The 15,278-nt window shown below is 42.8% G+C and carries 11 protein-coding genes; 8 read left to right on the plus strand and 3 right to left on the minus strand.

Going from position 1 to position 15,278, the window contains the following annotated elements; translation table 11 throughout:
- Positions 1-5: 5 nt before the first annotated feature.
- The gene (locus tag FGM00_RS16570; protein WP_138853983.1) at positions 6-1,790 is read right to left on the minus strand and encodes a chloride channel protein; all 1,785 of its coding nucleotides are present in this window, start codon (positions 1,788-1,790) and stop codon (positions 6-8) included.
- A 149-nt stretch (positions 1,791-1,939) separates the two neighbouring features.
- On the opposite strand from FGM00_RS16570, the gene FGM00_RS16575 reads away from it, so the two are divergent.
- The 8 genes from FGM00_RS16575 (at position 1,940) to FGM00_RS16610 (ending at position 10,780) form a co-directional block, all read left to right on the plus strand.
- The gene (locus FGM00_RS16575) at positions 1,940-2,521 is read left to right on the plus strand and encodes an acyltransferase (RefSeq protein ID WP_138854740.1); all 582 of its coding nucleotides are present in this window, start codon (positions 1,940-1,942) and stop codon (positions 2,519-2,521) included.
- Positions 2,518-3,471, plus strand: coding sequence for a Gfo/Idh/MocA family protein (locus FGM00_RS16580; protein ID WP_138853984.1), 954 nt, complete (start codon positions 2,518-2,520; stop codon positions 3,469-3,471). Before FGM00_RS16575 ends, FGM00_RS16580 begins: the two co-directional genes overlap by 4 nt.
- Positions 3,472-3,497: 26 nt before the next feature.
- Complete coding sequence (gene wecB / locus FGM00_RS16585; protein ID WP_138853985.1) at positions 3,498-4,583, plus strand: non-hydrolyzing UDP-N-acetylglucosamine 2-epimerase; 1,086 nt, start codon at positions 3,498-3,500, stop codon at positions 4,581-4,583.
- Positions 4,584-4,837: 254 nt separating this feature from the next.
- Positions 4,838-5,845 carry an NAD-dependent epimerase/dehydratase family protein gene (locus FGM00_RS16590; protein ID WP_138853986.1) on the plus strand — a complete coding sequence of 336 codons (1,008 nt, stop codon included), beginning with the start codon at positions 4,838-4,840 and terminating at the stop codon, positions 5,843-5,845.
- On the plus strand, positions 5,842-7,161 hold the full coding sequence (locus tag FGM00_RS16595) for an NAD(P)/FAD-dependent oxidoreductase (RefSeq protein WP_138853987.1): 1,320 nt from the start codon (positions 5,842-5,844) through the stop codon (positions 7,159-7,161). Before FGM00_RS16590 ends, FGM00_RS16595 begins: the two co-directional genes overlap by 4 nt.
- A gap of 13 nt (positions 7,162-7,174) precedes the next feature.
- Positions 7,175-8,146: a polysaccharide deacetylase family protein gene (locus FGM00_RS16600; RefSeq protein ID WP_138853988.1), complete on the plus strand. Its 972-nt coding sequence runs from the start codon at positions 7,175-7,177 to the stop codon at positions 8,144-8,146.
- Positions 8,147-8,334: 188 nt separating this feature from the next.
- The gene (locus FGM00_RS16605) at positions 8,335-9,408 is read left to right on the plus strand and encodes a glycosyltransferase family 2 protein (RefSeq protein WP_138853989.1); all 1,074 of its coding nucleotides are present in this window, start codon (positions 8,335-8,337) and stop codon (positions 9,406-9,408) included.
- 52 nt (positions 9,409-9,460) lie between these two features.
- Positions 9,461-10,780 carry a hypothetical protein gene (locus FGM00_RS16610; protein WP_138853990.1) on the plus strand — a complete coding sequence of 440 codons (1,320 nt, stop codon included), beginning with the start codon at positions 9,461-9,463 and terminating at the stop codon, positions 10,778-10,780.
- A gap of 9 nt (positions 10,781-10,789) precedes the next feature.
- On the opposite strand, the gene FGM00_RS16615 is transcribed toward FGM00_RS16610, so the two are convergent.
- Together FGM00_RS16615 and FGM00_RS16620 are read right to left on the minus strand one after the other, a co-directional pair.
- Positions 10,790-11,416 carry an LbetaH domain-containing protein gene (locus FGM00_RS16615; protein WP_138853991.1) on the minus strand — a complete coding sequence of 209 codons (627 nt, stop codon included), beginning with the start codon at positions 11,414-11,416 and terminating at the stop codon, positions 10,790-10,792.
- Between the two features lie 162 nt (positions 11,417-11,578).
- Positions 11,579-15,061 (minus strand): PKD domain-containing protein, encoded by a 3,483-nt coding sequence (locus FGM00_RS16620; protein WP_138853992.1) that lies wholly within the window; start codon positions 15,059-15,061, stop codon positions 11,579-11,581.
- Positions 15,062-15,278: the final 217 nt, after the last annotated feature.

Genomic DNA, 15,278 nt, shown 5'->3' on the forward strand with positions numbered 1-15,278 from the left:
AACTATTACTGGGTAAAATTAATCAATTGCCGGCGATAGGCGGTCAACAGCTTCGATTTGGAAATAAAGCCGTAATACTTGCCCTCTTTGATGACGGGCAAGTTCCAAGCCCCGCTTTCCTGAAACTTTTTCATGATTTGTTGCATACTGTCTTTCTCGTAAAAAATGTACTCGGGGGCGGCACGCATAAAGGTTGCCACAGTGGTTGTCCTGTACAACGCGGTATCGAACATGAATTCCCGAATATCATCCAACAAGACAATACCTACCAGCGCTCGGCTCTCATCGATTACCGGAAAAATATTCCTAGTGGATTTCGAGACCGACTCGTGCAGCATTTCACCTAGTGAGGTGGTCGGACGAACGGCTTTAAAATCCTGCTCCAGCACATCTTCAATACGCATTACGGTCAACACATTTTGGTCCTTGTCGTGGGTGAGCAATTCTCCGCTCTCGGCCAGCTCTCTGGTGTAAATGGTATGATTGATGGTTTTTTTCGCGATCAAGTACGAGATTGCCGCGGTAATCATTAGCGGAACGAAGAGTTCGTATCCCCCCGTAATTTCCGCAATTAAAAAAATCGCCGTCAATGGCGCATGCAGCACGCCGGCAATCAGCCCGGCCATGCCGATTAGAGTGAAATTACTCTCCGAAACCGCAAAGCCCAATCCTAAATTATTGATGACCTTGGCCACCACATTACCTAGGGCGCTGCCCATGACCATGGTAGGGATGAATATACCGCCCGCTCCACCTGCGGCAAATGTGGTCGTCATCGCCACGGCTTTAAATATAGTGATCCCAAACAACAAAGCGATCACGACCCAAATGTTGCTCAAGTAGCGGTCGAAGGGCGTCGTTCCCAAAGCGGATAAATGATTTCCATCCAATAAATCGTTGATAAAACCGAAACCTTCCCCGTACAAGGGCGGAATCATATAAAGCATGCCGCCGATGGCCAGCCCACCGACCAGAAGCCGGTATTTCGGACTTCGTAACGGCTTGAATAGCTTCAATATGCCAAAATACATTTTGGTAAAATATACCGAGGCATAGGCCGTACCTACCCCCAAAAGCACGTAAAAAAGCGTATCCCTTATCTCAAAACTATCGGAAAGTGAGAAGCTGAACAGCACCTCGTTCCCCAGAAAAAAATAGGAGGTCAATACCCCTGAAATCGACGCCAGCAGCAAGGGCATGACCGAGAGCATGGTAAAGTCGATACTGAAAATTTCTACCGCAAAGATAATCGCGGCAATGGGTGATTGAAAGATAGAAGCGACCGCACCCGCAGAAGCACAGGCTATGAGCAGCGATTTTCTTTTGGCACTCATATGCAGTATTCCTCCTAGATTTGAGCTGATTGCAGAACCAGACGCGACCGCCGGGCCGAGCAAACCGACCGATCCACCAAAGCCAACGGTTAATGGTGCGGTAATCAAGGGGGTTATGATTTTTTTTAAATCGATATTCCCCTTTTTCTTTGATAACGCGAACAAAATCGAAGATACCGCGTGCTCCAATTTTTTCTTATGAATGAATTTTACATAGAGATAGACCAGTGTAAGACCGATAATCGGAAGAATAAAATACAGCCCGTTACTGGAAAAAACGATACCCTCTTCAAGCGAGGTCTGGATAAAAAAGGTAAGGTTCTTTAAGACCACCGCGGCCAATCCGGCCAAAAGTCCGACGACCACCCCCATCATATGAACGAAGGTTTTGTCGGAAACATTCTTGTACCGCCATTTTAAAAAGCGGGTCAAGAGTGTTTTTAGAAAAGAAGGCATGCGTAGTTTTGTTGTTAAATGTATTAAAAAAGGACGATATTGCACTTCATAAAACGAATTGATATCACCGATAGAATTACGCTTAATCCAATCGATATAGAGAACTAATATGGGGAGTGCTTTAAAAATCGACTACTGTGCCAACTGATATGAATACGAACTATTTTGCACATGAAACGGCCATTATCGATAAAGGCGCCCAAATAGGCGATAGTACCAAAATCTGGCATTTTGCGCACATTATGAGTGATTGCAGTATTGCCGACAATTGCACGATCGGGCAAAATGTGGTTGTTTTCCCTAAGGTAGTTTTGGGCAAAAATTGCAAAGTTCAAAACAATGTTTCTATCTACACTGGAGTTATTTGCGAAGATGATGTTTTTCTTGGCCCCTCAATGGTCTTTACAAATGTGAGTAATCCAAGAAGTGCGATCAATAGGAAAGATAAATTCGAAAGGACCTTGGTACAAAAAGGGGCGACCATTGGCGCGAACGCAACGATTGTTTGTGGGAACACCATAGGCTCTTATGCTTTGATAGGTGCTGGCGCCGTGCTTACCGTGAATGTCCTACCATACGCACTTATGGTCGGCAATCCGGCCAAGCAAATTGGCTGGGTAAGCGAATACGGAAACCGGTTGAATTTTTCACAGGAGGGAACAGCTATATGTTCCGAAAGTGGCGAGGTATATGAACTTTACAATGGTAAAGTAAAAAGAAAATTACTATGAAAAATTTCGGGCTTCTGGGAATCGCCGGATTTGTTGCGCCGCGACATTTGCAGGCAATCAAGGATACCAACAACAGCTTGATAGTCGCTCTTGATAAATATGATAGCGTGGGCATTATCGACAGCTACTTCCCTAACGCAGACTTTTTCGTAGAGTTCGAGCGGTTCGATAGGCATTTGGAAAAATTGAAATATGAGAAAAATCTAATTTTAGACTATATCAGCGTCTGTACGCCAAACTATCTTCACGATTCACATATCCGATTTGCGCTCAGACATGGCGCTGATGCCATTTGTGAAAAACCCATCGTATTAAATCCATGGAATGTCGATAAATTGGCGCATATGGAGAATGAATCGGGCAATCGCATTTGGAATATTCTTCAATTAAGGTTACATCCAAGCATTATTGCGTTACGGAAAAAAATACAAGAGGGACCTGCCGACAAAGTTTATGACATTGATCTTACTTATTTAACAAGTCGCGGGAATTGGTATTTTTCGTCTTGGAAAGGTGATGATTCCAAATCCGGAGGAATCGCCACTAACATCGGTGTGCATTTTTTCGATATGCTTACTTGGATTTTTGGACCAGTAAAGGATAATATCGTGCATGTTCATGAAAAAGACCGTGCCGCCGGCTTTCTTGAATTAAATCAGGCCAAGGTGCGATGGTTTCTATCTCTTAACGAAGCATTCCTACCCGAAGATATCAAAGCATTAGGACAAAGAACCTATCGATCCTTGAGAATAGCTGGTGAGGAACTCAATTTTAGTAAAGGATTTACAAATCTGCATACCGCATCCTATGAAGATATCATATCAGGAAATGGTTTTGGAATAGAGGAGACCAGACAAGCGATAGAAGTTGTACATGATATTAGAAATGCAAAGCCTATTGGACTAAAAGGGGATTATCATCCTATTGCGAAAAACTCAAAAGATATTTAATCAGATATAGCACCAAAAGAACGAAATTGAAAATACTGACCGTCATCGGAGCCCGCCCACAGTTCATCAAAGCTGCAACTATATCCCACGTTATCATTAAAACTGAAGGTATTCACGAGGTCTTGGTACATACAGGACAGCATTTCGATGAAACCATGTCGGCCGTTTTTTTTGAAGAATTGGGTATCCCGGAGCCTACTTATAATCTCGGGATATCCGGTGGATATCATGGAGCGCAGACAGGTAAGATGCTCATTGGGATAGAAGAAGTGCTCTTAAAGGAGAAGCCCGATATCGTTATCTTATATGGTGATACGAACTCTACCTTGGCCGGCGCTTTGGCAGCCGTTAAATTACATATTCCTGTTGCACATATAGAGGCCGGTCTTCGATCATTTAACAAAAAAATGCCAGAAGAGGTCAACAGAATCATTACCGATCATTCTTCATCTTTTCTTTTTACACCGACGCCCACAGCCACACAAAACCTTTTGCGGGAGGGCTTGGATGAGGATTGTATCGTAGAGGTCGGGGATGTCATGTTCGACGCCACCTTAAGATATAGCGCACTAGCAGAAACCCTTTCCTTAGTATTGTCATCATTTAACCTGAAGCCCAAAGGCTACATTTTAACTACGATACACCGCGCAGAGAATACCGACGACCCCGAAAAGCTGCAAAACATTTTTGCGAGCTTGGAAAAAATAGCTCAAAATGAAAAGCTCGTTTTGCCTCTTCATCCGCGAACGGCACAAAGTCTAAAAAAAATCGGATATTCCTTTAACAACTCTCCCATAACGTTTATAGATCCGGTCGGTTATCTAGATATGCTGATGCTTGAAAAACATGCCAGCATTATAATTACCGATTCAGGCGGAGTTCAAAAGGAAGCATACTTCCAGAAGGTTCCCTGTATTACACTCCGGGAAGAAACGGAATGGACCGAGCTGATAGTAAACGGGAATAACTTTCTTGCCGGTGCGGATGACCTTCAAATTGTTCTGAAAAAGGCGAAAACCGTCATATTTGAAAAAGACCAAGAACTCTATGGCGATGGGAATGCCGCTACCAGAATAGTGGAGATTCTACTAAGGTCCTTTGAAGAGTCTTAAACACACCTTTTGAAAAAAGAGCCACATCTTTACCGAAAAATCTCCTTAAAATACCGAAAGTACATTTTAGTAGTGCGGATTTTTTTGTAAATACCCATTCTGCAAATCCGATTAGGTAGCATTCTTTCCAAAACAATGCCGTTAATCGATAACCTACCTTGTTTACTCTACGAACGGCAACTTCACAATTTTAAATTGTTCTGTAATTAAACTAAATTGCGCCTTCCATTAACTAACACCATTTACCAAACCAAATGACGACAACACCAAAGAAAATACTTGTAACAGGAGTAGCTGGATTCCTAGGTTCCAATTTACTCGAAAAATTATTAAAGGAAGGGCATTATGTAGTAGGTATCGACAACCTTTCAATGGGAAGAATCGAAAATATTCAAAGCTGCATTGGCCACAAGAACTTTCTTTTTCTCGAAGAGGATATCTTAGACAATTTTATCATTCGGGACATGGATGATGATTTTGATATTATCGTACATTTGGCCGCCTTTAAAATTCCCAGATATGGCAATGCAGTGGATACGCTTAAAATCAATTCGAAAGGTACAGAGAACATGTTGAATCTAGCTCGCGCGCAAAAATGTAAATTTGTACTTGCCTCTACTTCGGATGTTTACGGAATGAGTCCCGATCTGCCCTTTGTAGAAGATGGCAACTGTGTCATTGGCGACTCAAAGGTTTCGCGCTGGTCCTATGCCGTTTCAAAGCTTTTTGATGAGCATTTGGCCCTCGCCTACATGGAAGATTACGATTTTCCAGTGGTCTTATTACGATTTTTCGGTTCCTACGGGCCAAATCAACATTTATCTTGGTGGGGAGGACCGCAATCCGTTTTTATCGATTGCATCCTCAATGACAAAAAGATACCTATTCACGGAGATGGGCAACAGACCAGAACCTTCACCTATGTTGCCGACACCATCGAGGGTATGTATGCTGCCGCTATGAAACCGGAGGCGAATGGCGAAATATTCAATATCGGTGCCAATGAAGAAATAACCATTTTAGAGCTAGCTCATATGCTAAAGGAGATTTCCGATGAACCATCCGATTGTCCTATAGAGCTTATTCCGTATAACGACATTTCTTCCGGTAGAAAATATCAGGATGTCATGCGACGAGTACCGGATACGACGAAAGCCGAAAAGATTTTAGGGGTTAAAGCGAAGACCCCATTAAGAGAGGGGCTACGACTTACTTTTGAATGGCAAAAAAGAAATACTCTTAAAAAAATAAGTACTGTATGAGAATAGCGATTATAGGGGGTGGTTTTATGGGTGTAGTTTTAGCACATGAAATTTCAAAAAACGATGCCAAAGCAACCATATTCGAACGAGATTCACAACTCGGCGGCTTGACCACTTACCAAGATTATGGCGATTTCGTATGGGACAAATTCTATCATGTTATTACCCCGACCGATCAAGAACTGGTCGAATTATTGCAAGAGGTAGGTCTCGATAAAAAATTACATTGGAGACGTTCGCTAACAGGGTACTATACGGACAAAAAATTCTACTCGCTCAGTAGTTCTAAAGAGTTTTTGATGTTTCCCGTTCTTGGGCTTATCGATAAAATCCGGTTGGGTTACACGCTTTTCAGAGGGGCTCAGATAAATGACTGGAAATCCCTAGAGAAAATACCGGTAAACGATTGGCTCATAAAACTTGGAGGAAAGCGCACCTATGAGAAATTTTGGGCACCTATGCTGCAGGCCAAATTGGGCGAAAATCACAAAAAGGTATCCGCAGTATTTATCTGGACCTATATAAAAAGACTCTTTCGCTCGCGCAGCTCTGCTGCACAAAAAGAACATATGGGGTACGTTACCGGAGGCTATAAGACCATTTTTGACCGGTTTGAAAACCTACTTGTCGAAGCTGGGTCGGAAGTACTTAAGGGGAGGACCGTTACAGAAATCAAGGCAGCGCAAAAAAACGGCCTTCTTGTTGGTCATGATGGAAATTTCGAACATTTTGACAAAGTTATTTTCACCGGACCTTTGAATGCCTTGGAAAAAATCGTGTCTCCCGAACTATTCGAAATCTCAAATGTTGAACGCCCCATATCCTATCTTGGTGCTATTTGTTTAGTATTGGTCACAAAACAATCGCTTACCCCGTATTACGTGCTAAACATTGGTGACAATGACACTCCGTTTACTGGTGTAATCGGTATGAGTTCTTTGGTCGACCTCAAGGAGACGGGAGGCAAACATCTTACGTACTTTCCTAAATATATAGACGAAAACGACCCACTTTGGTCAAAATCGGATGAAGAGCTGGAAGCCTACTTTCTTAAAGGTGTATATTACCTATATCCTGACCTCAAAGAGACCGATATTTTATCGGCACATATACACCGGGCCTTTAAAGTACAGCCCTTACAAGAGCTCAACTTCTCTGAAATGGTCCCCAGGCTCAATACGAAGCATCCCGATTTTTATGTTCTCAATACTGCACAATTCGTTAACGACTCTGTGAATAATAACACCGTTGTCAAACATGTTGATCGCTTTATGACCGCTTTCAACAAAGAACTAGTAGGGGAATCGAGCACATAGCAATGCATTGAAGATGAGCAAACCACTTTTGAGCCTTTCTTTAGACCTGGATAATCAATGGTCTTATATGAAGATACACGGTGAGGCAGGTTGGGAAAAATTCCCTTCCTATCTTGATATATTCGTGCCTCATATTCTAAAGGTTCTAGATGAATTGAATCTTAAAATCACCTTCTTTATTGTAGGTCAGGACGCGGCCTTTGAGCAGAATCATGCCTATCTAAGGGCTCTCGCCGATGCCGGACACGAGATTGCCAATCATTCGTTCAAACATGAGACATGGCTTCACCTTTATTCGAAAGAAGAAATGAAGAATGAAATCGATTCGGCACATACGATTATAGAAAAAGTTACGGGAAAAACCCCTACGGGTTTTCGTGGACCCGGATTTAGTTGGAGCAGTACCCTACTCGAGGTATTATCCGAAAAAGGGTATGCTTACGATGCCTCAACACTGCCTACGATAATCGGTCCATTGGCGCGTTTGTACTACTTTAGCACTTCTAGCCTTTCCAAAGAAGAGAAAGAAGACAGAAAGGAGATTTTTGGTAAATTCTCGGACGGCTTTCGTCGGTTAAAACCGTATTATTGGAAATTTACCAAACAACATAAATTACTTGAACTCCCGGTTACCACCATGCCTGTTTTTAGAATACCTTTTCACCTGAGCTACTTACTATTTATAAGTAACATCTCTATTCATTTAATGATGTTATACCTGAATATCGCCATTTTCCTGTGCAAGCTCACTAAAACCGAACCCAGCTTTTTATTGCACCCTTTGGATTTGATCGGCGGCGATCAAATTACAAGTCTGGCATTCTTTCCGGGGATGAATATTTCCAGTGATCGAAAAATTTTCATATTCAAAAAGGTAATGAAAAAATTAGGTAAGCACTTTACTTTAACGAATATGAACGACCATGTAACGGCCATAAAGGAAAGAACCGTTTTAACATCGATAGCAGTCCCGACCGCTTCCTAAATAAACAGTGGAAAAGAACATTGAAGGCCACCGAATCCTATACGTAATATCGGCAAAATCCGTCAGTTATCATCTAAAAGATCCTGTTCAACGGTACAGGGAGGGATTGGACGGTTTTTTTTTTAAATTTATGACTATTAAAGTGCTGTGCTACGCCATAGGCCTATTTGCTTGACCAAACAACCAAAATGACGATCGTACCGAATCAGGAAAATAATGAAAAACCACTTGTCAGCGTTATTCTACCTGCTTTCAATGAAGAAATACTTATCGAGCGAAATATTGCCCGGTTGTATAATTATTTAAATGGCCTAGACACACTATATCGTTGGGAGGTTATACTCATCAACGACGGCAGTACGGATAGAACGGGGCCTTTGGCCGATGCTATTGCCAAAGACTATACTAATCTTACCGTTTATCATCATAAAATCAATCGAAATTTAGGCACTGCACTTCGTACGGGATTCAATAACAGCAACGGGGACTTCGTAATCGTTATGGATATTGATTTAAGCTACGCTCCCGACCATATTGAAAAATTATTGCTTAAAATACGGCAATGCGAGGCCGATATGGTCATTGCCTCACCCTATATGAAAGGTGGCAAAAACACCGCAGTGCCCAGGATAAGGTTACTATTGAGTAAGACCATAAACTTTATGATGCGCAAAGCGTCGAGGCTCGATATTTACACCTTTACCGGTATGGTAAGGGCCTATAAAGGCGATTTTATACGATCCCTAAATACCAAGTCCAGCACATTCGATATCAATTCGGAAATTCTTTTAAAGGCGTATATCTTACGTGCCACGGTTACTGAAATCCCGGCACATCTCGACTGGTCTGAGCAAAAAGCAATGGGCAAGACCCGAACCTCGAGTTTGCGTATCATTACAGGTATTTTCAACGGGCTTGTCAACAGTTTTATATTTAGGCCGTATATGTTCTTTTGGCTAATCGGTATCACTATTTTCCTGATTTCCCTCTATATTATTGTTTGGATATTCATCAACACCTATCTTGAGTACGATGCGACCGCATTATTGACCACCGGATTCGAAAACAGATTCTCTCTAGCGGTATCTGAGGTTTTTAGGCAAAGGCCCTACTCCTTTATCGTTGGAAGCACCACGCTGATCATTTCGCTTCAATTAATGGGACAAGGGTTTATATCGCTTCAAAAAAAGCGGTACTTTGACGAACTTTTTCACCTGAATTCGGCGATTTTAAGGGAAACTAAAAAAATCAATCAGAACTGATAGTTCACAAACAAACCTCTTAAAAAATTGCCCTACAACTAGACTAGCCCGAATGACAAAGCATACGTTCCCCAAAGAAGCATTACTATACCTGCCCTTGCTTTTGATATATATCATTATCGTCTTGGTCTTTTCTTCAGATATCCTGATGGGGGATGAAAGCCGGCACTTCAACTACGCTCTGAACCTGACCAATGGGTATTATGTTGAGGCTGAGAATCCGAATTTCAGGAATGGACCCGGTTACCCTTTGGTTTTGGCTCCTTTTATCGCTGTCGGCTGCTCATTGCTTACTTTGAAGTTTTTAAATATCGCTTTTGTTGCCATGGCGGTATTTTATTTTAAAAAAACCATTGATTTATTTGCAGAGGGGAAATTCGCGCTTATCGCTGTATACATGATTGGGCTGTATCCTCCCGTGCTACGGTGGTTACCCTTTTTGTATTCCGAACCGATGGCCTACTTTTTAATGTGTGGTCTGATTTTTTACGTTTGTCAAATTTATAGGCAAAAAGTAATTCGCCTAAAACAACTTTGTACCGCCTCGATATTTCTTGGGCTTCTGATACTTACTAAAATCATATACCTACAAGTGATTATGGTAAGTGCGCTCTGTCTGATTTTGCTCTTACTGTGGAAAAAAAACAGGACGCCCATACGAGCTTTGCTGATTTTAGCGGGAAGCTTTCTTATATTGCTTCCTTATTTAGTTTATGCCTATACCATAACCGGTAAGTTATTTTATGTTGGTAGCGGCGGCGGTGAAATTCTGTACCATCGCTCCACCCCGTACCCAAATGAATGGGGCAATTGGTTTTCAAAAGAGGATGTTTTGTTTGGAGGGGATACTGATTACACGCCTACTACCCCCTATAAAAATTTAAACGAGTTATCTAAAAATCACAAGGAGTTTTACCTCACCTTAGAACCCTTGTCGTATATCGAAAGAGATAGTGTTTTTAAAGCCGCAGCTATTGCGAACATGAAGGCACATCCTAAAAAATATCTAAAGAATACAGTGGCAAGTCTGAGCAGACTTGTTTTTCATTTTCCATTTTCTTATAGGAATCAGAGCCTGAATGCTTATGGGTATATGATACCCAATGTGCTTATTCTCTTTTTATGGGTCCTAAGTATCTACCCATTTTTGAGGAACAGAAAAAAATCCTGCTTCGAAATAAATGCACTTCTGCTGTTCAGTCTTATTTATACCGGTGGAATTGTTCTCTTAGATGGCCGAGGGCGGAATTTTATTACCGTAGTGCCTGCATTAGTGTTATTCTTTACATTCGTTTATTCAAACTTTTTGAACATTAAATTGACCGCGTTAAGAGAAAATAGTACAAAACAATCTTTAAGTGATTTGCACTAAGTTTGTGCGCTATGAGGGGCCACTATATTTATGAAGTAAAGTTTCTACGGCCTTAACTCTTTGTGCGTAGACCTCCCCGTCCCTATCATACCATGCCGATGTTTTCTTCTTTATGGTCGCAGGCGAACCCGTTAGTAGTACGTTGGACGCTTCAAATGACTTGTTCACCATAGAATTAGAACCAATGGAAATGTTCTCGCCCAGTGTTAGCTCGGCACCCATAATTTGAGCTCCGGACGCCAAGTAGAGGCCATGTCCTATAACTTTCCCAGATCCACCGATGCAGGTTGAGGTGTGCAATACGCAGTAATTGCCCGCTTTTGTATCTGAATTGATTACAATGGTACCATAGTGTGGGATAAGTAAGCCATAACCGAAACTATTCGGGTCTATACTGAAACCTAATCTTATACCTAATCTAGTATAGGCTCTTTGGTAATAATAATAATTTAGGCTTCCTTTTTTTTTTGTGTTTTTATAATAGGCAACCTTGCGCATAGCCTTTAAGTAATTGAGGATATGGTCTGGGTTGAGCAGGTTGCGAAGCCGTTCCTTAAAACGAATTCTTTCCGTTTTACCCGCCATTAACCTATCTGCCGCAATATAAAAACGAAGCTCTTTTTTGGTTAAAATCATTCCTTAAATATAGGCAATACCCATTATAGTGAATGAACTCATTTAAACATTGACTAAAAAAATACTAGTAGACCGGCTGGTTTAAGAATTATGAACACAAATCAAAATTGGGAGGCCATAGCAAAGCAGTGCAGTTTGCTCTTTAATTCCCCGAAATACGAATCAATCCGGTTCTACCAGCGAATACGCATCTTTGCCATAGTCCGAATCACCCGGTCTTCTGGTCACCATTCTGAGAGTGCCCAGATATGTTTCAATAAAAGACACACCTTGTTCCCTAGATTCTATTATAGCTTCTTCGTTTTCCCATTTCCATTTGTAGATTCCCCATTTTGCATTACCACCGTAGGGCGCTTCGGTTTGCACATTTCTCATTTGCGTATCGTGTACTTTTACATCGTCGATCCACATACGAAGTTTGCCTGTATTATTGTCTCCCCAGACCACATGAACGACTATCTTTAATTTTTGTCCCGCCCTTGGATAAACTCCGGTAGGATGGTATTGGTTGGATATGCTGGTATCAGCGGAATTGACCAGTGAAATCTCTCCTGCATTGAATTGTCCCTCCTCGCTATTGACCCATAACGCAAGAAGTGGTTTGGTACCTACAATACCATTGTGAAACTGAAACATTATAAAGGGGTGGATTGGATCAACCTTGTAGTTCGAACCAAATTCATATGTCCAGCCCAACCATTCTTCCGTGCCTACCGGGTGCTGTACCCGAAATGGCCAAGTAGTTATTTCGGCTCGATAATTGAAATCTTTTTCGCACCAACTTTCAGCAATGGGATTGACCGGATCAACCCTAAATTTTAGTCGGTCCCCTTCTACTGTAACCTGCCTTTCGTAACAGTGCGTATCTGTTTTCATTTGGCCATCGCTAAATAGAACGCCTTTTCTTTCGGAATACTCTGGAATGGTATGAGAACTCCAGCACCAGATTTTCTTACCGCTTTCATTTGAAAAACCTCCTCCAGTACTACAGTCGATATTGCCCCTTGGCGCTTCAGCAACATTGATGGTAAGTAGCTCGGTATCGCTTAGTCCTTCATTGTCAAAGACCGTAAGGCTAACGTCATAGATTCCTGGGTTTTCAAAGGTATAAGTAGTATTGGCGTTTGACGATGTGCTCTCGGAGAAATCCCAGACATAGCTCGCAATGCCCTTATCGTCGGACGAATCGCTGCCCGTAAAACTAACTGTCAAAGGTGCATTTCCACTTAACGTGTTCGCATTGGCCACTGCGTCGGGCGCCGCATTTTCAACTTCGGTTGCCGTAATCGACACTGTATCTTCACTAGTTAAGCCATCCGCATCCGTAACGATTAAGGTTATCTCGTAAGTGCCGGCCGCCGCGAATGTATGCTCGGGATTTTCGGTGGTCGCCGTATTCCCATCCTTAAAATCCCAGAGATAGGAGGTGATGCCATTATCATCGGTTGAATTATTTCCCGTAAAGCTGACTTGTAGAGGAACCGTACCGGAGAGGGTATTGGCACTTGCCCTTGCTACTGGTGCCGCATTAGCGTTGCTAACGGTAATCGATAGTTCCTCGGTTGCGGATAGTCCTTCGGCATCGGTAACGGTCAAGGCCACTTCATAGGTGCCCGCAGCTACAAAAGTATGTTCGGCGTTTGCGGTCGTTGCCGTATTCCCGTCCCTAAAATCCCAGAGATAGGAAGTGATGCCATTATCATCGCTTGAACTATTTCCAGAAAAGCTGACCTGCAAAGGAGCAGTACCGGATAAGGTACTTGCGCTTGCGGTGGCCATCGGGGCCGTATTCGGGTTGGTAACTACAACTGAAATCGCCGCGGTCGCGGTTAGACCCTCTGCGTCGGTCACCTCTAAAACTACTTCATAAGTACCGGCCTCGGTAAACGTATTTTCAGGGTTTGCGGTCGTTGCCGTATTCCCGTCCTTAAAATCCCATGCATAGGATACGACTTCCTTATCATCGGAGGATTCACTGCCGATAAAATTTACTTTGAAAGGTACTGCTCCTGATACCGAACTGGCACTTGCCCGGGCCACTGGCTCCTCATTGGGGGCAGTCACAGTAATGGTGAGCGTCTGTGTTGCAGAGAGGTCATCCGCATCGGTCACCTTCAAAACTACATCATAAATACCCGCTTCTGTAAACGTATTCTTGGCATTGGCCGTTGAAGCTGTATTGCCATCCTTAAAATCCCATGTATGCGATATAATTCCATTGTCGTCGGAAGATTCGCTTCCCGTAAAAGCTACTTCTAAGGGCGCGATACCGGAAAGTACACCGGCACTGGCCTTTGCAACCGGCGCCTGATTGACCCCTGTTACAACAATCGGTAGTATTTGCGATGCGGAGAGACCATCGGCATCGGTTACCGTAAAAACTACCTCAAAAGTACCGGCTCCGGCAAAGGTATTCTCGGCGTTCGCGGTCGTGGCGGTATTGCCGTCCTTGAAATCCCATAAATAGGAAGTAATCCCGGTATCGTCTGAAGACCCTTCCCCTGAAAAAACTATTTTTAAGGGCGCGGTACCCGTGGTTACGCTAGCACTTGCCTCGGCCAAAGGCGCCTCGTTGGGAGCGGTGACGGTAATGGAAACTGCTGCTGCATTGGACATACCTTCTTCATCGGTAACCGTAAGGGCGACCTCATAGGTGCCTGGCGTTGTGAACGTATGTTCGGCATTCGCCGTCGTCGCAGAACTTCCATCCTTAAAATCCCAAGAATAACTGGATATACCTTTGTCGTCAGTAGAACTACTGCCTATAAAATTTACCGTTAGAGGCGCAACTCCACTGGTTTCGGAGGCGCTTAAAACCGCTACTGGTGCAGCATTTGTAGTCTCGGAATTTTCGGGGTCTTCTTCCTCCGTAGTCTCCTCTTCGGTTGTATCTTCCTCGGACTCTTCGATGACGGGGTCTTCGATTACGGGGTCTTCGATTACGATAAGGTCAGCGGTGACCGGCGCCTGATATGCAACGACCAATTCGCTACCGGCAACGGTTTCATTTTCCTTGGAAGCGAAAGCAAAAGCTTCACCATCTTCGAGCTTTAATATTAATGTTGCAACTTCAGGAAACAGGTTTGCCTCATCCAAACCGATGGTTATTTGTTCCTCAATGTCATATACTTGTTGCGTGACACCCAATAAGGTATCTGCTTCGGGCGCGGTAGTTTCGGAAAGGGTATCTTCCGTCCATTGGTTCGAACTTCCTTTGAAAACCTCGATTTTACCACTACCGTTGTCTTGGTCGACTATAAAACGTAGACTAGCACTTGTAATATAGCCCTCTATGGAATCGATTTCACTTAAATCGAACATGAGGTAACTTGTTCTGCTATCTTCCGCTAAGCGAACAAGTTCTCGATCAAAGCCTTGACCATCTTGAATATAGGCATCATGAATAGGTCGGAAAGCGGTGGTCCTACTTTCCATTTCGACCATCCCGAAATCACTATCCTCAATTTCAGGTGGTTCTTCCGAGGCCCCATCTCCACCCACAGAAGTAGAATCGTTGGGTTGTTCGCTTGTGGGCTCGGGCTCCTTTACCACATATTCACTAAGCACACCCTCGTCTAAACTGCAGGAAAGTAGTATAAGAAAGGCTATAAAACCATATAGCAGTATGGTAAATCGTAATTTCATTGGATGGCTATGTAGGGCAGGTGAAAATTTTAAAAAACCCACAAAAGAAGTACGAGCAAAATTAAGAAATAGCCGACAAAAGACACAAATAATCGATGAAATACCTTTTTTCCTAAATTTTACATCGATTTTGGGGTAAATAAGGGAGTTAATCCAACCGTACTATTGTCCTGAATTACGGCTTAAGGTTCGAAAAACCAGTTTGACCGGTTATCAG

Source organism: Aggregatimonas sangjinii, assembly GCF_005943945.1.
GTDB lineage: Bacteria > Bacteroidota > Bacteroidia > Flavobacteriales > Flavobacteriaceae > Pelagihabitans > Pelagihabitans sangjinii.